This is a genomic window from Rhizobacter sp., assembly GCF_031412075.1.
Lineage (GTDB): Bacteria > Pseudomonadota > Gammaproteobacteria > Burkholderiales > Burkholderiaceae_C > Rhizobacter.
On record NZ_JANOCG010000395.1, the window covers coordinates 1 to 21,825 of the forward strand.

At 64.8% G+C, this 21,825-nt stretch carries 22 protein-coding genes and 1 pseudogene; 10 read left to right on the forward strand and 13 right to left on the reverse strand.

Going from position 1 to position 21,825, the window contains the following annotated elements; all coding sequences use genetic code 11:
- On the forward strand, positions 1-465 hold a 465-nt coding region (locus RMO40_RS14830; protein ID WP_309722800.1), incomplete at its 5' end, for a cache domain-containing protein.
- Positions 466-491: 26 nt separating this feature from the next.
- Here the strand turns inward: RMO40_RS14830 and RMO40_RS14835 are convergent.
- The 10 genes from RMO40_RS14835 to mltG all read right to left on the reverse strand — a co-directional run bounded on the left by RMO40_RS14835 (position 492) and on the right by mltG (position 9,407).
- A complete protein-coding gene (locus RMO40_RS14835) occupies positions 492-1,691 on the reverse strand; it encodes an ABC transporter substrate-binding protein (RefSeq protein WP_309722803.1) in 1,200 nt (399 codons plus the stop codon).
- 256 nt (positions 1,692-1,947) lie between these two features.
- A complete protein-coding gene (locus RMO40_RS14840; RefSeq protein WP_309722806.1) occupies positions 1,948-2,571 on the reverse strand; it encodes a response regulator in 624 nt (207 codons plus the stop codon).
- Positions 2,572-3,966 (reverse strand): cache domain-containing protein, encoded by a 1,395-nt coding sequence (locus tag RMO40_RS14845; RefSeq protein ID WP_309722809.1) that lies wholly within the window; start codon positions 3,964-3,966, stop codon positions 2,572-2,574.
- Between the two features lie 35 nt (positions 3,967-4,001).
- Positions 4,002-4,463 carry a cache domain-containing protein gene (locus RMO40_RS14850; RefSeq protein ID WP_309722812.1) on the reverse strand — a complete coding sequence of 154 codons (462 nt, stop codon included), beginning with the start codon at positions 4,461-4,463 and terminating at the stop codon, positions 4,002-4,004.
- Positions 4,464-5,064: 601 nt separating this feature from the next.
- On the reverse strand, positions 5,065-5,274 hold the full coding sequence (locus tag RMO40_RS14855) for a hypothetical protein (RefSeq protein ID WP_309722813.1): 210 nt from the start codon (positions 5,272-5,274) through the stop codon (positions 5,065-5,067).
- Between the two features lie 207 nt (positions 5,275-5,481).
- Positions 5,482-6,270, reverse strand: a complete 789-nt coding sequence (locus tag RMO40_RS14860) for a YchF/TatD family DNA exonuclease (protein ID WP_309722814.1) — start codon at positions 6,268-6,270, stop codon at positions 5,482-5,484.
- A gap of 98 nt (positions 6,271-6,368) precedes the next feature.
- Positions 6,369-6,773, reverse strand: coding sequence for a PilZ domain-containing protein (locus RMO40_RS14865; RefSeq protein ID WP_309722817.1), 405 nt, complete (start codon positions 6,771-6,773; stop codon positions 6,369-6,371).
- A complete protein-coding gene (gene holB, locus RMO40_RS14870; RefSeq protein WP_309722820.1) occupies positions 6,770-7,816 on the reverse strand; it encodes a DNA polymerase III subunit delta' in 1,047 nt (348 codons plus the stop codon). The genes RMO40_RS14865 and holB overlap by 4 nt, the downstream gene beginning before the upstream one ends.
- Positions 7,810-8,421, reverse strand: a complete 612-nt coding sequence (tmk, locus tag RMO40_RS14875) for a dTMP kinase (RefSeq protein WP_309722823.1) — start codon at positions 8,419-8,421, stop codon at positions 7,810-7,812. The genes holB and tmk overlap by 7 nt, the downstream gene beginning before the upstream one ends.
- On the reverse strand, positions 8,418-9,407 hold the full coding sequence (gene mltG / locus RMO40_RS14880) for an endolytic transglycosylase MltG (protein ID WP_309722826.1): 990 nt from the start codon (positions 9,405-9,407) through the stop codon (positions 8,418-8,420). Before mltG ends, tmk begins: the two co-directional genes overlap by 4 nt.
- A gap of 84 nt (positions 9,408-9,491) precedes the next feature.
- Here mltG and ygfZ point away from each other — a divergent pair, with 84 nt between their 5' ends.
- Genes ygfZ through RMO40_RS14895 form a run of 3 tightly spaced genes read left to right on the forward strand, consistent with a single transcriptional unit; the run spans position 9,492 to position 11,721 of the window.
- The gene (gene ygfZ / locus RMO40_RS14885; protein WP_309722832.1) at positions 9,492-10,409 is read left to right on the forward strand and encodes a CAF17-like 4Fe-4S cluster assembly/insertion protein YgfZ; all 918 of its coding nucleotides are present in this window, start codon (positions 9,492-9,494) and stop codon (positions 10,407-10,409) included.
- A gap of 59 nt (positions 10,410-10,468) precedes the next feature.
- Positions 10,469-10,771, forward strand: a complete 303-nt coding sequence (locus RMO40_RS14890; RefSeq protein ID WP_309722835.1) for a DUF4936 family protein — start codon at positions 10,469-10,471, stop codon at positions 10,769-10,771.
- Positions 10,759-11,721, forward strand: coding sequence for an NRDE family protein (locus tag RMO40_RS14895; protein ID WP_309722837.1), 963 nt, complete (start codon positions 10,759-10,761; stop codon positions 11,719-11,721). The genes RMO40_RS14890 and RMO40_RS14895 overlap by 13 nt, the downstream gene beginning before the upstream one ends.
- A 10-nt stretch (positions 11,722-11,731) precedes the next feature.
- Here the strand turns inward: RMO40_RS14895 and RMO40_RS14900 are convergent, their stop codons facing one another.
- Positions 11,732-12,595, reverse strand: coding sequence for a YbgC/FadM family acyl-CoA thioesterase (locus RMO40_RS14900; RefSeq protein WP_309722840.1), 864 nt, complete (start codon positions 12,593-12,595; stop codon positions 11,732-11,734).
- A complete protein-coding gene (locus RMO40_RS14905; protein WP_309722860.1) occupies positions 12,592-13,503 on the reverse strand; it encodes an alpha/beta hydrolase fold domain-containing protein in 912 nt (303 codons plus the stop codon). The genes RMO40_RS14900 and RMO40_RS14905 overlap by 4 nt, the downstream gene beginning before the upstream one ends.
- A 108-nt stretch (positions 13,504-13,611) precedes the next feature.
- On the opposite strand from RMO40_RS14905, the gene RMO40_RS14910 reads away from it, so the two are divergent.
- Positions 13,612-14,760: an iron-containing alcohol dehydrogenase gene (locus RMO40_RS14910; RefSeq protein ID WP_309722843.1), complete on the forward strand. Its 1,149-nt coding sequence runs from the start codon at positions 13,612-13,614 to the stop codon at positions 14,758-14,760.
- Between the two features lie 356 nt (positions 14,761-15,116).
- Here RMO40_RS14910 and aceA read toward each other — a convergent pair whose 3' ends face one another.
- Complete coding sequence (gene aceA / locus RMO40_RS14915) at positions 15,117-16,433, reverse strand: isocitrate lyase (protein ID WP_309722847.1); 1,317 nt, start codon at positions 16,431-16,433, stop codon at positions 15,117-15,119.
- A 278-nt stretch (positions 16,434-16,711) separates the two neighbouring features.
- Between aceA and speB the strand changes: the two genes are divergently transcribed.
- The 5 genes and pseudogenes from speB to RMO40_RS14940 form a co-directional block, all read left to right on the forward strand.
- Positions 16,712-17,638 carry an agmatinase gene (speB, locus tag RMO40_RS14920; protein WP_309722850.1) on the forward strand — a complete coding sequence of 309 codons (927 nt, stop codon included), beginning with the start codon at positions 16,712-16,714 and terminating at the stop codon, positions 17,636-17,638.
- A gap of 69 nt (positions 17,639-17,707) precedes the next feature.
- On the forward strand, positions 17,708-19,012 hold the full coding sequence (aptA, locus tag RMO40_RS14925) for an omega-aminotransferase AptA (protein ID WP_309722853.1): 1,305 nt from the start codon (positions 17,708-17,710) through the stop codon (positions 19,010-19,012).
- Positions 19,009-20,301 carry an FAD-dependent oxidoreductase gene (locus RMO40_RS14930; RefSeq protein WP_309722854.1) on the forward strand — a complete coding sequence of 431 codons (1,293 nt, stop codon included), beginning with the start codon at positions 19,009-19,011 and terminating at the stop codon, positions 20,299-20,301. The genes aptA and RMO40_RS14930 overlap by 4 nt, the downstream gene beginning before the upstream one ends.
- 124 nt (positions 20,302-20,425) lie before the next feature.
- Positions 20,426-21,226: a gamma-glutamyl-gamma-aminobutyrate hydrolase family protein gene (locus RMO40_RS14935; RefSeq protein WP_309722857.1), complete on the forward strand. Its 801-nt coding sequence runs from the start codon at positions 20,426-20,428 to the stop codon at positions 21,224-21,226.
- A 108-nt stretch (positions 21,227-21,334) separates the two neighbouring features.
- Positions 21,335-21,825 (forward strand): annotated as a pseudogene (locus RMO40_RS14940) (glutamine synthetase); the annotation flags it as partial.

Consider the following 21,825-nt stretch of genomic DNA (forward strand, 5'->3'; position numbering starts at 1 on the left):
GCCCGTGCCCTCACCTTCGCGATCGCGTCTCTTGCTCTTGGTGTTTGTGGGGCAGCCAGCGCCGGTGAGCGCAGAGCCACAGCGGCCGAGGCGCAGGCCATGGTCAAGAAGGCCGTCGCCAAGATCAGGAAAGATGGCCGCGAGAAGGCCTACGCCGCCATCACGTCACGCAAGGGCGGGTTTTCGGTCGGAGACCTCTACATCACGGTATGGGGCCTCGACGGCGTGGTGCGCGCCCATGGCGCCAACGCCAACATGGTCGGCAAGAACCTGGGTGACCTTCGCGACATCGACGGCAAGGCCTTCATCCAGGAGCGCTTCCAGTTGGCCAGCGCCAAAGGCAAGTTCTGGCAGGACTACAAGTACACCCACCCGCAGACGGGCAAGATCGAGCCCAAGACCATGTACTGCGAAAGCCTCGACGACACCGTGGTGTGCGGCGGGGTCTACAAGTACCCCGCCTGACGCTCAAGCGTCTTTGCGCCTGACGCTCACGCGTCTTTCTTGCGCCGGATGTACCCGGCCCGCTTGGCATCTTCAGGGTAGAAGTACTCGATCTGGCCCTTCTTCCACACGCCCAGGAACAGCATGTTGTCGGTGAAGGCTTCGTGGTCGTCGGGGCTGAAGGGGTTGTGATAGGTCGTCACCACGCCCTGGTAGGGCCGGCCCGGGATTTCGAGCGCCGCCTTGAGCCGCGTGCCGTTGGTGTCGCCCTTGGTCACGAACAGGGCCCTCAGCATGATGTTGACGGCGTCGTAGCTCTGGGCCGCGGCCATCAGCGAGCCGATGCGTGGCTCGTCGGCGCGTTTGGCATAACGGGCAATGAACGAAGCCCGGCGCTCGTTCAGCGTGTTGTGGATGATGGTCTGGACCATCATCGTGCCCTCGAGCGCATTGGGCCCGGCGTTCTCGAGCACGCTGCGGAATGACAGCGGCCACGGGGCGAAGTAGGGAATGTTGAGCCCAGCCTCCAGCCTGCTCTTGGCAGCCACCGCCTGCTCCGGCCCCACGGTGTAGGAAATGATGGCGTCGGCGCGTGCCGCCTTGGCGGCGCGCATCTCATCGACCAGGCTCTTCACGCCCAGGGTGAACCGCGCCACGTAGACCGGCTCCAGCTTGCGCTTGGCCAGCTCGGCCGTCAGGTCTTTCAGGCCGCCTTCGCCGTAGCCGGTGCTATCGGCAAAGATGGCGACTCGGGTCCATTTGCGGCGATCGACCACTTCGCTGATCAGGAATTTAGAGTTTGCCAAGTCCGGCGGCGCCACGCGAAAGATGTAGCTTTGCCGGCTCGGAAACGTTTTGGTGACCGCCGTGCCCTGCGAGCACGGGACCATCAACACGTGCTTGGCGCCCTGGAACACCTCGAGCGACTTCATCGCCACGCCGGTGTTGCAAAAGCCGATGGTGAAGTCGACCTTCTCCTGCTGCACCAGTTCTTTGGATGCTTTCAGCCCCGTCTCGGGGTCTCCCTTGTCGTCGCGAACGACCAGTTCGAACTTGCGGCCCATATAGCCGCCGACCTCGTTGATCTCGGCCACCGCCAGTTCGGCCCCGAGGCGCGCACTGTTGCCGAAGTCGCTGGAACCACCGGTCAGCGGCCCGATGAAGCCGACGCGGACGGTCTGGGAGGTCGCCAATGCGCTCGCGGCGCACAAGGCGGTCGCGGTCATAACTCTGATGAAAGTCAGCATGTCTGTCTCCGTTTCGGTAGGTACTTGAGCAGGAACCCGGCCCTTGTTCGGGAACCTTCCTTCACGTTTCTCCACCTGGGTCGCTTGAGCGCCTCTCGGGTCCCGTTGAATGGGGTGTCGGGCCCTGGGAACCAGTATCAGTAACAAGAGTTTTCTTCACCATCGCAAGATCACGCAGCACCGCTGCGTAGAACCACGCAGTGGTCACCTCGCAGCGTGGACAAATACGCGATTCGTGAAACGTTTACAAAAGGCTTCAAAGCCGAAAGCGCTCGACCGCAAACTTGATCAACTCGGCTTGACCGTCGATGTTGAGCTTGCGCTTGATGCTCTGGCGGTGCGACTCGACGGTGCGCACGCTGATGTTGAGTTGTCTTGCGATGTGCTTGCTCGCCAGGCCACGTGCCAGGAAAGAAAGGATTTCCTGCTCTCGCATGGACAAGGTCCGTTCGGGGCTCTTGGGCAAAAACAACCCATCTGCGATCGAAGGGCTCAGGAAGGTGCCTCCGGCCGCCACGGACTGGATCGCACTCACGATCTGCGACGACGGAGAGTCCTTCAAGACATAGCCGCGCGCGCCGGCCTGCATGGCCTGGGCAACATACTCCGGGTTGTCGTACATGCTGAGAATCAGCACGGCTACATCGGGGTGTCTCTGCCCCAGGATGCGTGTCAGCTCGATGCCATTGACCGCCTTCATGCCGATGTCCATCAAGACGATGTCAGGCTTGTCAGCCGCCAGCATCAACAGGGCGCTTTCTGCGTCGGCGGCCTCTGCGATGACCTCGAACTCGGCCACCATCGACAGGCGGGCCCTCAGCCCTTCCCTGACCAAAGGATGGTCGTCGACGATACAAAGGCGAATCGGTGCGTGGCTCATTCAGTCGATCTCCGCCGTTGTTCTGATTCTGTCCAGCGATGCGAGCGGCATGCGCGCTTCGACGACCGTGAAGCCGGGTCTGGATGAAATGTCGCATTGCCCGCCCACCGACTGAAGGCGCTCTCGCATGTTGCGCAGGCCGATCCCTTGGCTCGGGTGCTGCTGCACCGCCCGGGTGTCGAATCCCGCTCCATCATCACGCACCGACAGCCGCACGCCACCGTCGGCAAACGCCAGCAACACCTCGAGATGTGTCGCATAGGCGTGCTTGCTGGCATTGGTCATGGCCTCCTGCGCGACGCGAAACAAGACCGTTTTCGCGTCTCCCGGTAACTCAAACGGCTCGCCCTCGATGACCATCGAACAATGCATGCCGCCTTGGTGGTTGAACTCTTCGACCAGGTGCCTGAGTGCTGATTCGACGCCCAGCGTGTCGAGCATCGGGGGGCGCAGGCGGTGCGAGATTTGTCGAATCTCGCTCAGTGCGTCGTTGAGCCTCCCGACGGCCTTCTCCAGAGGCCGGGGCGAGGCCCTGCCATCGGTTTCAAGTTGATCGATGCCCGACTCGACCAGCAGCTTGATCGACACCAGCGTCTGGCTTGTTCCGTCGTGCAGCTCGCGCGACAGATGCGCGCGCTCGTCTTCCTGCGATTGAACGACCTGGTGCGTCAATAGCACCAGCTTGCCGTAGGCGATCTTGTATTCGCTCACGTTCAGAATCGTTCCGCACACACCGATGATGCCGATGCCGAGCAAGGCGATCCCGGCAATCAGGAGCAGTGTCTCGGCGATGGACCGCGAGACCTGCCGGTCGAGCTGTGCGAGTGTTCCCTCGATGTCGTCCAGGTACAGCCCGGTTCCAAACATCCACTGCCAACGCTCCAGGCCGACCACGTACCCCAGCTTCGGAGCCACCATCTTCGTCGACGGTTTCTGCCACATGTACCTGACGAAACCACCGCCCTTCTTGGCCTCGGCGATGAGCGCCTGGATGACCAGCAAGCCACTCGGATCGCGCATCTCCCAGAGGTTCTTGCCGATGAGCTCCTGCTGGCGCGCATGCATCAGACTGATCCCCTTCATGTCGTACAGGAAGAAGTAGCCGTCGGGGCCGTAGTCCATGGCCGCCAGCAGCCGCATCGCCTCGCGTTTCGTCTCCTCGTCGTTACGGCCCGATTCGTACAAGTGGTTGATGGTGCTGAGCGCGAGCTCCACGTAGTGGCGCAGCTCGCTTTCCTTGGTTTGCATGTAGGCCTTCTCGACCAGCGCGCGCTGGCGCTGCGCCAGCTCCCGCTCCTGGTTGCGAACAGTCCAGGCGATCAGAAGGATGGATGCAATCAGCGGGATCACGGCCAGCAGGACGACTTTCGTCTTCAAGGGCATCGTTTGTTTCACGACATTTCCTGCTGCAAGGCCTGTGGCTCAGCGGGTCAGCGGTAGATTCCGACGCCCACCCACCCGTCGAAGTTGCTCAGCTTGCGCACGTAGGTCGACTTGTCTTCCAGCTTCTTGCTGATGGGGTGGGGCCAGGAATAGTCCACCCAACCATGGCCGTTGAGGGTTGCCATCTTGGTCAGCTCGGCAACGACCATCACCCCGTTGGGATCCTTCATCGCGATGAGGTTCTTGCCGACGAGCTTCTCGTTGGCACCATGGCCAACCACCGTGCCCCTGTTGTCGTACGCCATCACGTAGAGGTCTTTCTTCTTCCACGAGGTGTCGGAAGTGAAATCCTTGAAAGCCTTCTCGGGCCCGACCTTCTTGACGTGCTCCACTGCCGCGTCAACCATCGCCCTGGCTTCGTCCTTCGAACCCGAGGTCTGGGCTTGGGCGCCAGACACCATCAGACCCAAAGCAAACATGGCGGCAAAGACAAAACGCTTGCTGTTCATAACAATCTCCTGGGGCTGGAACGATCTCCAGCCTTCGCCTTATCGGTGATCGAGCAGCTCTCGTGAAGCCCACGAAGGCGAAACTCGGTAGTAATACCAAGCGACCCAACGACTGCCCGTGTGAAATGCACGGTCGGGCCTCGAACACAGCGAATGCCGCGCGACACCCACCGCGCGGGTCGGGTGAGTTCAGTGTCGGTAGCGGGTGCGAAACAGGCTACCGTCGAACTACGCAGGCTGAATCAGCGGCAGCACGTACGCGTTTACCCAGCATGGATGGCGGCGGTCGACAGGCACGCTCGGCGGCCCGCTGAACGTGGCGGTGTCCTACGAATGGAACAAGTCGCGTGCCAACGATGACGACACCAACAAGTCACTAGCTGCCAGACGGCACACGGCGACACGATCGGGGTCGAGGCACCCGTGAGGGCCTTCAATCTGGGGCCAACTACATCGATTTAAAGGACGACATCAGCGAACAGCGTGTGGTCCAAGCGGGGTTGCGCATGGCCTGGTGACGACCGACGAGGGGCGCCCGAGCGGGGCGTCGGCTCAAGATCGGTCAGGGTCGGCCCTCTCGCGGGCCGACCGGAAAAGCGAATCAGGCGTCGTCGGACTCGGACTCGGCGTCGATCGCGCGGTCGTAGTCGTTCATGTCGGCTTCCTTGCGCGCAATCAGCGGCTTGTCGAGCGGGCGGCACACGCGGCGCTGCAGACGGTCGAGACGGGTGGATTTCTCCAGCGCTTCGAAGACCTCGGTCGGGTTCATCATCAAGGAGAACGGGTTCGCAAGGATCTCGGCGGTCTGCATGGTCAGCTCCAAAGAACTGTGGGGGTGCAAACAATGTAGGCCCGAGCGTCTGGGCGAAGTAGTCAGGGGGGCACCAAAGCGAGGGTCGGAATTTCCCTGACAAGCGTGTCAGGTCGGGCAACCTCAAGGCGCGAATGATGTTGCTAAAAAGTTATTGGATGACAAGGCGATAGAAGATGAACCTCATGTATCACATGAGGTCATAAATCACGCTTCGGCAGGCGCCTTGTTCACCGGAAACAAGCGCTCGAAATTGCGCGTGGTGTGCTCCGCGACCAGTTCGACCTCACAGCCCTTCAACTCCGCCACCTGCTTGGCCACGAAGGGCACATACGACGGGTTGTTGGTCTTGCCGCGGTAGGGCACGGGCGCGAGATAGGGGCTGTCGGTCTCGATCAGGCAACGGTCGAGCGGCACGAAGCGCGCCACCTCGCGCAGGTCGGCGGCGCTCTTGAAAGTCAGGATGCCGGAGAACGAGATGTAGAACCCGAGGTCGAGCGCGGCACGGGCCACGTCCATGGTTTCGGTGAAGCAGTGGAACACGCCGTTCGACGCGCCCGCTTCCTTCAGCATGGCGAGCGTGTCTTCGGAGGCGCTGCGGGTGTGGATCACCATCGGCAAGCCGGTCTCACGCGAGGCCTCAATGTGCACGCGGAAACGATCGCGCTGCCAGGCCATGTCGGCCACGCTGCGGCCGTTGAGCCGGTAGTAGTCGAGCCCGGTTTCGCCAATGCCCACCACGCGGGGCAGCTTGGCCAGCGCCACGAGATCGGCCACGCTGGGCTCGCGCACACCTTCGTTGTCGGGGTGCACACCGGCGGTGGCCCAGAAGTTGTCGTAGCGGGTGGCAAGCGCATGCACCTGGTCGAACTCTTCGAGCGTGGTGCAGATGCACAAGGCGCGATCCACCTGCGCCGCGGCCATGGCGGCGCGGATGTCGGCGAGCTTCTCGGCGAGCTCCGGAAAACTCAGGTGGCAGTGGGAATCGACAAACATCGCTCAATCTGATGGGCCCAGCCCGGCGCCCGGCCGCCCGAAGCCGGGCTGCGCCCCCCTGGGGGGCAGGATCGAAGCGACGTGGGGGCCGTCATCCCTCAAATGGTTTGGGTCGGCTTGGCCGATTGGATGGAGGTGCCGAGGATTTCCTCGATCTTCACCTTCAGCAGGCGCGTCTTCTCGTCGGACGGGAACTTGACCCCCACACCTTGCGTGCGGCCGCCGGAGGCGTTGACGGGCGTGATCCAGGCGACCTTGCCGGCCACCGGATACCGCTGCGGGTCATCTGGCAAGGAGAGAAGCAGGTAGATGTCTTCGCCCAGCTTGTACTCGCGCGTGGTCGGCACGAACAGGCCGCCGTCGGTGAACAAGGGGATGTAGGCCGCGTAGAGCGCACCCTTTTCGCGGAAAACCAGCTGGATCACGCTGGGTCGTGCCGCGGCGGCGGAGCCCGGCACCACGTTGCCAGCGGTTCTTACGGGTGGAACGGGCGCTTCGCTCATCGGCCGGAGTGTACCGAACGAGGCTTCGCTGGAGCTGCCGTGTGCAGCGCCTGTTGGGCCTGAAGTACCAAGGATTCCACCATCACGGGCAGATTCCACGGATGCTCGGCATGGCGGGCGGTCTGGCGCAACTCGCGCGACCAGGCCACCAGGGCTGGCATCGTGGCCCCGCCGGGCATCGAGGCGAGCGGAAAGTAGCGCGGCGATGCACCGCAGGCCAGGCACATCGCGTCGTGGCAAAGCTTGTGCAGCGCATCGACCAGGCGCGGCAGCGGCCAGCTGGCCAGCGTGCCCACCTCGCCGGCCGCCAGCTGCTTGGGCAAACGGCTCCAGGTGACGGCGTCGACGCCCTCTCGCACCCATGCCAGCGCCTCCAGTGGCTGCCCTCCGGCAGCGGCGAGTAGCACCTCGGGTTGTGCCACTTGTTGCTGCGCCAGCCAGGCACTGGCCACGTCGGCCGCCGGCAGCGCCAGCGGCACGGCCTGGCAGCGGCTGCGGATGGTGGGCAACAAGGCATCGGGCGCACCGCAGCTCAGCACGAAGCGTGCATCGCCGGGCGGTTCTTCCAGCGTCTTGAGCAAGGTGTTGGCGGCAATCGCGTTCATGCGCTCGGCGGGGTGGATGAGCACCACCTTGCGTCGCCCGCGCGCCGAGGTGCTTTGCGCAAAAGACACCGCCTTGCGCACCGCCTCGACCTTGATCTCCTTGCTGGGCTTGGTCTTGGACGACTTGCCGCCGTCACCGTCGTCCGACTCCTCGCCCGTGCCCCAGCCCAGCGATTCGCGCAAGGCCTCGGGCAGCAGCACCAACAGGTCGGGGTGCGAATGCGCCTGCACCAGGCGGCAGCTGGCACAGCTGCCACAGGGTTGTTGTGCGGGATTCGTTTCGCACAGCCAGGCCTGGGCCAGAGTCAAGGCCAGCTCGAACTGACCGATGCCTTGCGGCCCGTGGATCAGCAGCGCGTGGCCACGCTGTGTGCGCAAGGCTTCTTGCAGCGGCGTACCGAGCCAGGGCAGCGGCAGCTGGCCGTCCTGGCCTACCACCCGCGCTGCTCCATCTGCGCAAGCAGCTGCGACCAGACCTGCTCGCGCGATTGCGCGGCGTCGAGGCGCGCAAAACGTTGTGGCGCTTGTTCCATGCGGCTCGCGTAGCCTTGTCGCACACGGTTGAAGAAGTGAACGTCAAGCTGCTCGAAGCGATCGGGGGAGCGCGCCGCCGCACGGCGCTCTGCCGCCATCTCGGCGGGCAGGTCGAACCAGAAGGTCAGCGCCGGCTGCAGGCCTTGTTGCACCCAGGTTTCGAGCGTGGCCAGCACGTCGACATCGAAGCCACGGCCCGCGCCCTGGTAGGCGAAGGTGGCGTCGGTGAAACGGTCGCACAACACCGTGTGGCCTTGCGCAAGCGCCGGCGCGATCACCTGTTGAATGTGGTCGCGGCGCGCGGCGAACACCAGCAGCGCTTCGGTCAGCGGGTCCATGGCTGTTTGCAGGATCTGCCCGCGCAAGGTTTCAGCCAGGGGCGTGCCGCCCGGCTCGCGGCTGCAAATCACGTGCTGCCCCATGTGGCGCAGGCGCTCGGCCAGGGCGTCGATGTGGGTCGACTTGCCGGCGCCGTCGATGCCTTCGAAGCTGATGAAACGGCCGTTCATCTTTGATACTGGTTCACTGCGCGATTGTGCTCGGTCAACGACTCGCTGAACTGGCTGCTGCCGTCGCCACGCGCCACGAAGTACAGCGCCTTGGTCGCATCGGGTTTCACGGCTGCGAGCAGCGAAGCGCGGCCCGGCATGGCAATCGGCGTAGGCGGCAGGCCACCGCGGGTGTAGGTGTTGTAGGGCGTGTCGGCCAGCAGGTCGCGTTTGCGCAGGTTGCCGTCGAAACGTTCGCCCAGGCCGTAGATCACCGTCGGGTCGGTTTGCAGCGGCATGCCGATTCGCAGGCGGTTGACGAACACGCCGGCCACCAGGCCACGGTCTTTGGCGGCGCCGGTTTCCTTTTCAACGATCGAGGCGAGGATGAGCGCGTCGTTGGCGCTGCGAAGCGGTGTGTTGGCCGCACGCTCGGCCCAGGCCGCGTCGAGCTGGCGCTGCATGGTGCGGTAGGCCCGCTTGAGCACCACCAGGTCGCTCGCGCCTTTGCTGAAGGCGTAGGTGTCGGGGTAGAAGCGGCCCTCGGCGGCCACGCCGGGTGCGCCGATCGCTGCCATCAGATCGGCCTCGCTCAAGGCGGCGGTGGTCTGCTTCAGGTCGGGCGCTTTGGCGAGCTCGGCGCGAAACTGCCGGAAGGTCCAGCCTTCGATCAGCCGCACGGTGGCCATCACCTCCTCACCGCGCACCATCTTGTCGAGCAGGGTTCGTGGTGTGACACCCGGTCCGACCGCATAGCTGCCCGCTCGAATCTTGCGCGCCTGGCCCGACCAGCGAAACCACTCGTACAACAGGAACGGCTCGGCCCGCACACCGGCTTGCACCCAGGCATTGGCCACTTCACGCGGTGAAGTCTTGGGCTCGATCGACACTTCGACGGTGCTACCCGTCAGTCCCAGCGGCTGCTCCAGCCACCACACGACCGCGGCCACTGCGCCTCCCGCGGCCAACATGGCCAGCAGCACGATCGACAGAAAGAGCCTGCGCAAAAACTTCACAAGCAGCGTGGGCGTGCGGCGCGGCGCATCAACCCTGATATCAGTTGGCTCATGGGGTCTGATGATAATCGGCGCATGACGACCCCCCACTCGCTCGACGGTGCCGCGCCCCTTCCCCACTGGGGGCTGATCCGAGCCCACGGTGCAGAGGCCGCGAGCTTCTTGCACGGCCAGTTGACCAACGACTTCGAGCTGCTCGACGGCGCCCATGCGCGCCTCGCCGGTTACTGCTCCGCCAAGGGACGCTTGTTGGCGAGCTTCATCGGCTGGAAGCGCGCCGACGACGAGGTGCTGATGGCCTGCAGCGCCGACCTGCTCGCGCCCACCATGAAACGCTTGTCGATGTTCGTGCTGCGTGCCAAGTGCAAGCTCAGCGATGCCAGTGCGCAATGGCAGTTGCTGGGCCTTGCGGGCCAGTCCGCATCGAGCTGGTTGGGTGAGGCCGCGCCGGCTGAGGTGTGGGGCAAGACCTCTCGCGATGGCGCCGAGATCGTTCGCCTGCCCGATGCGGCCGGTACCCTGCGCTACCTGTGGGCCGCGCCGGCCGACGTCGCCCCGCCCGCCCTGCCCCCGCTTGACCCCGCCATCTGGCGCCAGGGCGAGGTGGAGAGCGGTGTGGTGAGCATCGAAGCCGCCACGGTGGACCAGTTCGTGCCGCAAATGCTCAACTACGAATTGCTCGGCGGCGTCGACTTCAAGAAAGGCTGCTACCCCGGCCAGGAGATCGTGGCGCGCAGCCAGTACCGCGGCACCATCAAGCGGCGCACGTTTCTATTCAACAGCGACACGCCCGCCACTGCCGGGCAGGAAGTTTTTCACAGTGCAGACCCCAGCCAGCCGGCTGGGTTGGTGGCTAATTCTGCAGGCCGCAGCTCGCTGGTGGAGCTGAAACTCTCGGCGCTGGGCCACGGCAGCCTGCACCTGGGCGCCCCCCAAGGCCCGCAGCTCATGCAGGCCGAGTTGCCTTACGCGGTGCCCGTCGAGGCCGCCTGAAACAAAGCGGCCGGCCATCCGCGGCAACAGTTCACACCGCCGTCGTTTGCAGGCTCATCGTGCGCGAATTGTTCATCTACTATCGAACGACGATTGAAAACGCGGCCGTCTTGCACGACGCGGCGCTGGCCCTGCAGGCTGACCTGCGGGCCCGGCACCCGGGCTTGCAGACACGGCTGCTGCGCCGCCCCGAAGCGGCAGATGGACTGCACACCTGGATGGAAACCTACGCCGCGCCCTGGAGCCCTCACGGCATCACCGACTCGTTGCAAGGCGAGATCGAAGTCGCCGCCCATGCCAAGCTGGCTTCGTTGATCAACGGCCCCCGTCACATCGAGGGCTTCGACGCATGTGCCTCGTAGCCCTCGCACTCGATCAGTCGCGCCGGTTTCCTCTCGTGGTGGCCACCAACCGCGACGAGTTTTTCAAACGCCCCGCCGCACGCCTGAGCTGGTGGTCGCCCGGCCCCGGCCTGCCCGACATCCTGGGTGGGCGTGACCTCGAAGCCGGCGGCACCTGGCTGGGCTTGACCACACAAGGCCGCCTCGCACTCGTCACCAATGTGCGCGACCCCGGGCCCAAAGACCCGTCGGCCCCTTCGCGTGGTGTGCTGGTGCCGCGCTGGCTGGCTGGGGACCTGACATCCGACCGCTTCTGGATGCACGCCGCACTGTCGGGCCACAACGGCTTCAACCTGGTGGCGGCCGACTTTCACCGCGGCGAATGTTTTTTCGCCTCCAACCTCGACGCCAACCCGGTGCGCCTGGAGCGCGGTCTGTTCGGCCTGTCCAATGCTTCGCTCGACACGCCTTGGCCCAAGGTCGTTTCACTGAAAGACCAGGTGCGCGACGCCATCGACACCAGTGACTCGCTCGACGTGCTCACCACCCGCTTGTTCGCCGCCCTCGCCGACCGCACACCCGCGCCCGACGAGCAGCTGCCATCCACCGGCCTGGCGCAAGACCTGGAACGCGCCTTGTCATCGGCCTTCATCCGCACGGCTGACGCCAACTACGGCACCCGCGGCACCACGCTGGTGGTGACCGAGCGCGTCAACAAGCGACTGGTCACCCATGTGCTGGAGCGCACCTTCAGCCCGGCGGGCGGCATGGCCCTGCTGCGGCGCTCGACGCTGAAAGACTGGCCGCCGCGTTACTCCGAAGACATTCCATCTGAAGGTGTGGCCCAGGCCGCGGTGACCGAAAGCGAAGAGACCGCGGTCGAAACCACCCCGGTGCGCAAGACCCGCGTGCGCAGCCTGCTCAAGCCCGAAGGTTCGCGCCGCAAGCGGACGGCCACCACGACAGCTTGAGCCGATGGGCTCAAAGCGACCGCACCATCTCGATGTGCGGGATACCGACTTCCTCAAACATCACGCCGCGAGGAACGAAGCCCGCCCGGGTGTAAAACGCAGCCGCCGAAGCTTGCGCGTGCAGCACCGCCTCGCAGTAGCCGCGTTCGCGCGCAGTTTTCATCAAGGCGTCTAGCACCGAGCGCCCGACCCCGCTGCTGCGCATGGTCTGCGCCACCGCCATGCGGCCGATCTTGGCCACCCCGGGCACGTGCTCCAGCAAACGCCCGGTGGCGAGCGGTTGGCCGAAGCGGTTGTAGGCCACGGCGTGGATGCAGCCCGGGTCAGGGTCGGCTTCGTCCCACTCCATCTGCATCGGGATGCCCTGCTCTTCGATGAACACCGCCGTGCGGATGCGCCCTGCATCGCGCCCCAGCTCATCCCAATTGCCCACACGCACCTCGACCATCGGCTTGCCGGCCTCGAAGCCTTGCAGCAGGTCGCGCAGCTCTTGCGGCACCGGCTTCGAGGTTTGTGTGGCCGGGTCGGCAAACACATAGACCAGCTCGCCGGTGATCAGCGGCTGGTCGTTGCGCATCACGGCGCAGTTGAACACCAGCGACGAGGTGCCGATGCGCGCACAGCGCACGCCGATTTCGAGCACGTCGTCATAACGCGCCGAGCCCAGGTATTCGACCGTGGCCTTTCGCACGTAGAGGTCACCACCGAGGTACACCATGGTCTCGGTGTAGGGCATGGCGAGGGCACGCCAATAGCCACCCACCGCGGTGTCGAAGTACATCAGGTAGTGGCCGTTGAAGACGATCTTCTGCATGTCGACCTCGGCCCAGCGCACACGCAGGCGCTCGACGAACCTGAACTCGTTTCTCTTCATGTCTGGGATGCTTTCTTGAGTGCGTTGGCGGCAGCGTCCATGGCTGCGATGGCTTCGGGCAGGGAGCGCCCCATTTTGATGAAATCGTGCGTGACGCCGCGGTACAACTCCAGGTCGACCGGCACGTGCGCGGCACGCAGCTTGTCGGCGTAGGCCACACCTTCGTCGACCAGCGGGTCGCATTCGGCGAGGATCACGCAAGCCGGCGCCACGCCTTCGGCATCGTCGGCATGCAACGGCGCAAAGCGCCAGTCGCTGCGGTCCTGATGGTCGATGTAGTGGTCGAAGAACCAGCCGATGCCATCGGCGTCGAGCAAGTAGCCGCTGGCAAAACGTTTGTGCGAGGGCGTGTCTTGGTACGCCGAGGTGCCGGGGGTGATGAGCAACTGCAGCGCCAGGCGCAAGCCGATGTCGCGTGCATGCAGCGCGGTTACAGCGGCGAGCGTGCCGCCGGCGCTGTCTCCGCCGACGGCCAGGCGGGAGCTGTCCAGGCCCAGCGCCTGGCCCTGCTGGCTGAGCCACGTCATCGCGGCCCAGGCGTCGTTCACGGCGATGGGGAAGCGATGCTCCGGCGCCAGTCGATAGTTCAAGGCCACCACCGCCGCACCGCTGCGCAGCGCGAGCTGACGACACAGGCTGTCGTGTGTCTCCAGGTTGCCAATGGTGAAGCCGCCACCGTGCAAGTACAGCAGCACCGGCAGGGGCTCGTGGCTCGGCGCATACAGGCGCGCGGGCAGCAGCTCGCCGTCACCCGCTGGCACCTGCAGCTCCTGCACGCGGGCCAAGGGCGCACGCGGCAGGTCGAGCACCTCGGAGCGCAAGGTGTACGAACGCCGCGCGTCGCGCGCAGGCATGTGGTGCAGGGGCGGGAAACCGGCACGCTGAATGCGCGTCAACACGCTGCGCATCGCGGGGGTCAGGAGGGGGTCATTCACGAGGGGGCAATGGGATGTACCGATGCAGCGGCGCAGTGTGCCAGAGCATACTCAGCCACCCTCTCTCAGAGCTCTTTCACCATGGCTTTCATCAACTACATCACGCAGATCCAGCTCGACTACGGCACCGTCGCGATGCTGCCGCAAGAGTGCGAACGCATCGGCATGCGCAAGCCGCTGGTTGTCACCGACGCGGGCGTGCGCGCGGCTGGCGTCCTCGATAAGGCGCTCGCCGCACTCGGCACATTGCCGCATGCGGTGTTCGACCAGACGCCGTTCAACCCGACAGAAGCCGCCGTACGCGCCGCCGTCGAGGTTTACAAGGCCAATGGCTGCGACGGCCTCATTGCGGTGGGTGGTGGCTCCAGCATCGACCTGGCCAAAGGCGTGGCGATCGCCGCCACCCACCCCGGCCCGATGAAAACCTACGCCACCATCGAAGGTGGCAGCGCGAAGATCACCGACGCGGTGGCGCCGCTGATTGCTGTGCCCACCACCGCTGGCACCGGCAGCGAGGTGGCGCGTGGTGCCATCGTGATCGTCGACGACGGCCGCAAGCTCGGCTTTCACAGCTGGTCGCTGGTGCCACGCACCGCCATTTGCGACCCCGAGTTGACGCTGGGTCTGCCAGCCTGGCTGACGGCCGCCACCGGCATGGACGCCATCGCCCACTGCATGGAAACCTTCATGGCGCCGGCCGTCAACCCACCGGCCGACGGCATCGGCCTCGACGGCCTGGAGCGTGGCTGGAAGCACATCGTGCGCGCGACTGAAAACGGCGCCGACCGCGAAGCACGCTGGAACATGATGTCGGCCAGCATGCAGGGTGCGATGGCGTTCCAGAAGGGGCTTGGCGCGGTGCACTCGCTCAGCCACAGCCTCGGCGGCGCCAACCCCAAGCTGCACCACGGGACGCTCAACGCGATGTTCTTGCCCGAGGTGGTCACGTTCAATGCCGGCGCCGAGTCGATCCGGCGCGAGCAGCGGCTGCAGCGCATGGCGCACGCAGTCGGCATTGGCTCATGCGATTCCAAAGGCACCGAGCTGGCCGAGGCGCTCCGCGAACTGAACAAGCGGCTCGGCCTGCCCTCCGGCCTGCGTGCCATGGGCGTGAGCGAAGACATGTTCGATCGCATCATCGACGGCGCGATGAAGGACCATTGCCACAAGACCAACCCGCGTGTGGCGACTGAAGCGGAGTATCGCGAGATCATTGCTCGCTCGATGTAGGGCCTGCTTCGGCTGTGCAGCGCCCAGGGCAGCGGCCAGGGGCTCCGTTCATGTCCCCCGGGCCGGGCTGCGCCCGACCCTCCTCCTTTACTTCACTGCGCCCCTGGCCACTGCCCTGAGCGAAGAGCCGCCGTGCCGTGCCACGAGCTGGCACGGCGGTGGCAGAGCGGCGGGGCGGGGCGCCGTGCGCAGTGAAGGAAAGGAGGAGGCGATGGCCGCAGGCCAACGACGGGGGACATGAACGGAGCGTGGCACCCCGCCCCGCCGCTCCCGCACAGAACCACACAAGAAAAAAGCCCGACAGCTTTAGCCATCGGGCTTTTGATCCCACGACCCTTAACGGGCCGCAGTCAAGATCAGTGGAACTGCTCTTCTTCGGTCGAGCCAGTCAGCGCCTTGACCGAGGACGAACCGCCCTGGATCACGGTGGTCACGTCGTCGAAGTAACCGGCGCCCACTTCTTGCTGGTGCGACACGAAGGTGTAGCCCTTTTCGCGAGCGGCAAATTCCTTCTCTTGAACCATTTCGGTGTAGTGCTTCATGCCTTCGCCGCGGGCGTAAGCGTGGGCAAATTCGAAGGTGTTGTACCAGTTGATGTGGATGCCAGCCAGCGTGATGAACTGGTACTTGTAGCCCAGTGCCGACAGCTCTTCCTGGAACTTGGCGATCGAGCGGTCGTCGAGGTTCTTCTTCCAGTTGAACGACGGCGAGCAGTTGTACGACAGCAGCTTGCCCGGCACCTTGGCGTGCACGGCTTGCGCGAACTCACGGGCAAAGCCGATGTCGGGCGTGCCGGTTTCGCACCACACCAGGTCGGCGTAGGGAGCGTAGGCAACACCACGGCTGATGGATTGCTCCAGGCCGTTCTTCACGCGGTAGAAGCCTTCTTGCGTGCGCTCGCCGGTCAGGAAAGGCTTGTCGTTGGCGTCGTGGTCGCTGGTGATCAGGTTGGCGGCTTCAGCGTCGGTACGGGCCAGAACGATGGTCGAAACGCCCATCACGTCAGCGGCGAAACGAGCAGCGATCAGCTTCTCGCAGGCTTCGTGCGTGGGAACCAGCACCTTGCCGCCCATGTGGCCGCACTTCTTCACGGCAGCCAGCTGGTCTTCGAAGTGCACGCCGGCAGCGCCTGCGGCAATCATGTTCTTCATCAGCTCGAAGGCGTTGAGCACGCCGCCGAAACCGGCTTCAGCGTCGGCCACGATCGGCAGGAAGTAGTCGACGAATTCCTTGTGATCCGGGCCCACGCCACGCGACCATTGAATCTCGTCAGCACGCTTGAAGGTGTTGTTGATGCGGCGAACCATGGTCGGCACCGAGTCGTAGGCATACAGCGACTGGTCGGGGTACATGGTTTCGGAGGTGTTGCCGTCAGCGGCGACTTGCCAGCCCGACAGGTACACGGCTTCCAGGCCAGCCTTGGCTTGTTGCATGGCCTGGCCGGCGGTGATCGCACCGAAGGCGTTGACGTACCCCTTCTTGGAGCCGCCATTGACCTTGGCCCACAGGGTTTCAGCGCCGCGCTTGGCCAGGGTGTATTCGGGCTGCAGGCTGCCGCGCAGACGCACGACGTCGGCGGCGGAGTAACCGCGCTTCACGCCCTTCCAACGGGGGTTTTCGGCCCAGTCTTTTTCAAGGGCGGCGATCTGTTGTTCACGGGTCAGGTGGGTCATGTCGAACTCCAAAAGGATGTTGCTGAGACGAGAGAGAGAGAGACGAAAAAAGCTGGGCTCAAGGATAGCGCTCACCATCCGGAAGCGGAAGACTTGTGTCTTATATAAGACTACAAATAATGCCCATAAGAATCAAATACTTAGTTTTCATATTTCTGGATGTGAAATTATTTCTTCCCAGATGGAAAGAAATGCCGCGCCGCAGCATTGGCTGATATCGCAATGCGAAATCGGCGTTCCTGCATGTGAAAGCGCATCACCCGTGGCAAGCTCACGCCATGAGTTCATTTGCCTTCCTCTCGGGCAACACCTTTCTGCGTGCGCCCCCGTTGCCGTCAAACACGCCCTTTGCCGTGGCCGGCGTTGCATGGGACGGTTGTGTCACCAACCGCCCCGGCGCGCGCTTCGGCCCCCGCGCCATCCGCGAGGCCAGCCACATGCTGTGCGACGGCACGCACCCACACTTCAACCTGAGCCCCGAAGGCCAGCTCGGCGATGCCGGTGATCTGGCGCTGCCGAATACCAGCTTGGAGGCCATGCGTGCCGCGATGGGCCCGCAGGTCGAGCCGCTGATCCGCGCGCATCACATGGCGTGGCTGGGTGGGGATCACTCCATCACCCTGCCCTTGCTGCGCGCCTACAAAGCCTGGCTGGGCCAACCGCTGGCGGTGATCCATTTCGACGCCCATTGCGACACCTGGACCGACCATTTCGGCGAGCCCAGCGGCCACGGCACCTGGGTCTATGAAGCGATGCAAGAAGGCCTGGTCATCAACGAGTGTTTCACCCAGCTGGGCATCCGCTCAGCGGGCCTGCGCGATGCGCGCGAGTATGTGCAGGATCAGGGCGGCCAAGTTTTTACTGCGCGATCCTTGCGGGGGCTCGAAAACGCCACGCAGCTCGCTCCGGTGATCACCGCCATCCTCACCCGCCTCGCCGAACACGGCAACCCGCCTGTCTATCTGAGCCTCGACATCGACTGCCTCGACCCCGCCTTCGCCCCCGGCACCGGTACGCCCGAACCCGGTGGCATGAGCACCAACCAGGTGCTCACCTTGATGGAAGAGTTGGCCGACCTGCCGTTCGTGGGCATGGATTGTGTAGAGGTCGCGCCGCCTTACGATCACGCTGAGTTGACCAGTTATGCCGCTGCCTGCTTCGTCTGGACCTACCTTTGCGGGCGGCTGGCACACCCAACGCCCTGATGGGCATTGCACCCAAAAGTTGCCGCCATTCATTTGCCTGATGAATCACCCCCTCTGAAGGAGAACCTCATGCCCCAGAACCTTGACGCCTACTGGATGCCCTTCACGGCCAACCGCCAGTTCAAACATGCACCTCGCCTGATCTCGCGCGCTGAGGGCATGCACTTCTGGACGCCCGACAACCGCCAGGTGCTCGACAGCATTGCCGGCCTCTGGTGCGTGAACGCCGGCCATGCCCGGCCCAAGATCGTCGAGGCGATTCGCCAGCAGGCCAGCGAGATGGACTTTGCGCCGCCGTTCAACATGGGCCACCCCAAACAGTTCGAGCTGGCCGCGCGTTTGGTCGAGCTCACGCCGCCGGGGCTCGACAAGGTGTTCTATGCCAACTCCGGCTCCGAGGCGGTCGACACCGCCTTGAAGATGGCCCTGGCCTACCACCGTGCGCGCGGCGAAGGCTCGCGGACCCGCCTTATCGGCCGCGAGCGGGGTTATCACGGCGTCAATTTCGGTGGCATCTCGGTCGGCGGCATGGTCGCCAACCGCAAGATGTTCGGCACGCTGCTCTCGGGCGTGGACCACATCCGACACACCCACGACCCGCGCAACGCTTTCAGCAAGGGCCAGCCCGAGCACGGTGCCGTGCTGGCCGATGACCTGGAGCGCCTGGTCGCGCTGCACGACGCCTCGACAATCGCCGCTGTGATCGTCGAGCCCGTGGCCGGCTCCACCGGTGTGCTGCTGCCGCCCAAGGGCTACCTGGAGCGGCTGCGCAGCATCTGCGACAAACACGGCATCTTGTTGATCTTCGACGAGGTCATCACCGGTTTTGGCCGCCTCGGCTCGCCCTTTGCCGCGACGCACTTCAAGGTCACCCCCGACCTGATGACGGTCGCCAAGGGCCTGACCAACGGCAGCGTGCCCATGGGCGCGGTGATCGCCCACCAGAAGATCTACGACGCCTTCATGAACGGCCCGGAGCACGTGATCGAGTTCTTCCACGGCTACACCTACTCGGGCCACCCGCTGGCTTGTGCGGCAGCGCTCGGCACGCTCGACACCTACGCCGACGACGGCCTGCTCACACGCGCCAGCAAGATGTCCGCGACCTTCGAGAACGCGGTGCATTCGCTGAAAGACATGCCCAACGTGATCGACATCCGCAACATGGGGCTGGTGGGCGGCATCGAGCTCGCGCCCATCCCGGGCGAGCCGGGCAAGCGTGCGTTCTCGGTGTTTCTCGACTGCTGGGAAAAGGGCCTGCTGATCCGCACCACCGGCGACACCATTGCGATGTCGCCGCCGCTGATCATCGAGAACAAGCACATCGACCAGATCGTCGGCACCGTGTCTGACGCGATCAAGCGCGCGGCATGAGTTTTTTGCGCACCGACGACGAGCTGGCGCGCCACTCCTACTACAACGCCACCGCGCCACGCACACAAGGCTTTGGCACCCTGCGGTCCAGTGTGGACTGCGACGTGGCCGTGGTCGGCGGGGGCCTGGCCGGGTTGTCGGCCGCCATCGAGTTGGCCGACCGTGGCTACAGCGTGGTGCTGCTGGAGGCCCAGCAGGTCGGCTGGGGTGCCTCGGGCCGCAACGGCGGGCAGGCGCTGGCGGGCTTGGCCTGCGACCAGTCGGTGATCGAAAACCAACTGGGCATGCAAGCCGCCAGGCGCGTCTGGGCCATGACACTGGAGGCGCTGGATCTCATCCAGCAGCGCTGCGAACGTTTCTCCATCGACTGCGACTGGCAACCCGGCTACCTCAGTCTGGCCACCAGCGCCCGCAAGTCGCGCGAGTTGCGGGCCTTGCATTCGCACCTGCAGGCCCACTATGGCGACACCAGCACCTGGATCAACGCCCAAGAGCTGCCAAAATGGATCGCCAGCCCACGCTTTCACAGCGGCCTGTACGACGCGCGCTCCGGCCACCTGCATCCACTGAAATACAGCCTCGGCCTGGCGCGTGCCGTTGCCAGCCTGGGCGTGCGCGTCTTCGAGAACAGTGCCGTCACCTCGATGACGCCCGGCCCCACGGCCAAGGTAAAAACAGCCCACGGCGAGGTGCGCGCCTCGCATGTGCTGCTGGCCGGCAATGTCTACCTGCAAGGCCTGGCGCCGACCTTGTCGCCCCGCATCATGCCGGTCGGCACCTACATCGTGGCCTCCGAGCCCATCGAACCGGCGGTGTTGCATTCGCTGATCCCGACGCGCTCGGCCGTGTGCGACACCAACTTCGTGCTGGACTACTTCCGCCCCACGGCCGACCACCGCATGCTTTACGGCGGGCGGGTCAGCTACAGCACTGCCACGCCCCGCAACCTCTCGGCCAGCATGCAAAAGCGCATGGCGTGCACCTTTCCGCAGTTGGCCGACACCCGGGTCGAGTTCGCCTGGGGCGGTTTTGTCGACATCTCGATGAACCGCGCGCCCGACTTCGGGCGTCTCGCCGCCAACGTGTATTACCTGCAAGGCTTCTCCGGCCACGGCCTTGCGCTCACCGGCCTGGCCGGCAAGCTGGTGGCCGAAGCCATTGCGGGCAACGCCGAGCGTTTCGACACCTTCGCCCGCATTCGGCATCGCAACTTTCCCGGGGGGCCGCTGCTGCGTACACCCGCGCTTATGCTGGGAATGGCCTACTACCAAGTGCGCGACATGCTGTGATGCCCATGCAACTTGCTGTGTCGAGGTTGACTTCGGCCACAAGCCGGGCACACTCATTGCTCACAAAACGGTATACAGAAAGCCCAGTGTGCGAGCGGCCAAAAACCGCGGTACAGCAAGCCCAATGAACGCCTCCTCTCCCCCAAAGCCGGTGCATCAAAAGCCGGTTGTGCTGATTCCCGCCTGCAACCGCATGATCGGGGCGCACCCCTTTCACGTCGCCGGCAAAAAATACATCGACGCGGTTCGCCTGGGTGGCTGCCTGTCGCTCATCGTGCCTTTTGTACACGCCAGCGAGGTCGACGAGTTGCTCGACCATGCCGATGGTGTGCTGCTCACCGGCTCCCCTTCCAATGTGCACCCCAGCCACTTCGGCGAAGAGGTATACGACACCACCCTGCCGCTCGACATCGATCGCGACGCCTGGACTCTGCCGCTGATCCCACGGGCGCTGCAGCGCGGCATTCCGCTCTTCGCCATCTGCCGCGGCTTCCAGGAAGCCAACGTTGCCCTCGGCGGCAGCCTCTATCAGGCCGTGCAAGAGGTGCCGGGCCAGCGCGACCACCGCGGCGCCACCGACGGCACGGCCGAAGCGCAATACGCGTTTGCGCACGAAGTGCACGTCGAGGCGGGTGGCTTGCTCGCCTCCATCGTCGACCAGCGCGAGTTCCAGGTGAACTCGGTGCACGGCCAGGGTGTGAAGAAACTCGCGCCCGGCCTGCGCATCGAGGCGCGTGCTCCGGATGGGCTGGTCGAAGCCTTTTCGATGCCCGAGGCCCATTCGTTCAACCTGTGCGTGCAGTGGCACCCCGAGTGGCAAGCCGCACACAACCCGATTTCGCTGAAGCTGTTCAAGGCCTTCGGCGCCGCGTGCCAATCTTTCAGAGACCGCCACAGGGAACCCCACCACGACCCTGACCGATAGAGGCCTCTGGCCGCTACGCTCCTGCCCCAAACGGGGCGCCGCCCGGCTTGGGGCGGCCCGGCGCCGAACATCGGCGTGCCTCAGCAAAACTCAAAAATAGGTGATCCCATGGTGGACAAGAACAACTTCAACTTCAGCGACCTGGAGCAGTGGCTCAACGACAGGCGCGTGACCGAGATCGAGTGCCTCGTGCCCGACCTCACCGGCGTGGCGCGCGGCAAAATCCTGCCGCGCGAAAAATTCACCGAAGACCGCGGCATGCGGCTGCCCGAGGCCATCGTGGCCATCGGCGTGACCGGTGAATTCCCTGAAGAAGGCCCGTACTACGACGTGATCCACGCGACCGACCGCGACATGCACCTGCGCCCCGACCCGAGCACCGTGCGCATCGTGCCGTAGGCCACCGACCCGACCGCGCAGGTGATCCACGACTGCTTCGACCGCGACGGCAACATGATCCCCTACGCGCCGCGCTCGGTCCTGCGGCGCATCTGCGATCTGTATGCGGCCGAGGGCTGGAACCCGGTCGTCGCGCCCGAGCTCGAGTTCTACCTGATCGAGCGCAACGCCGACCCGAACACGCCGCTGCGGCCGCCACG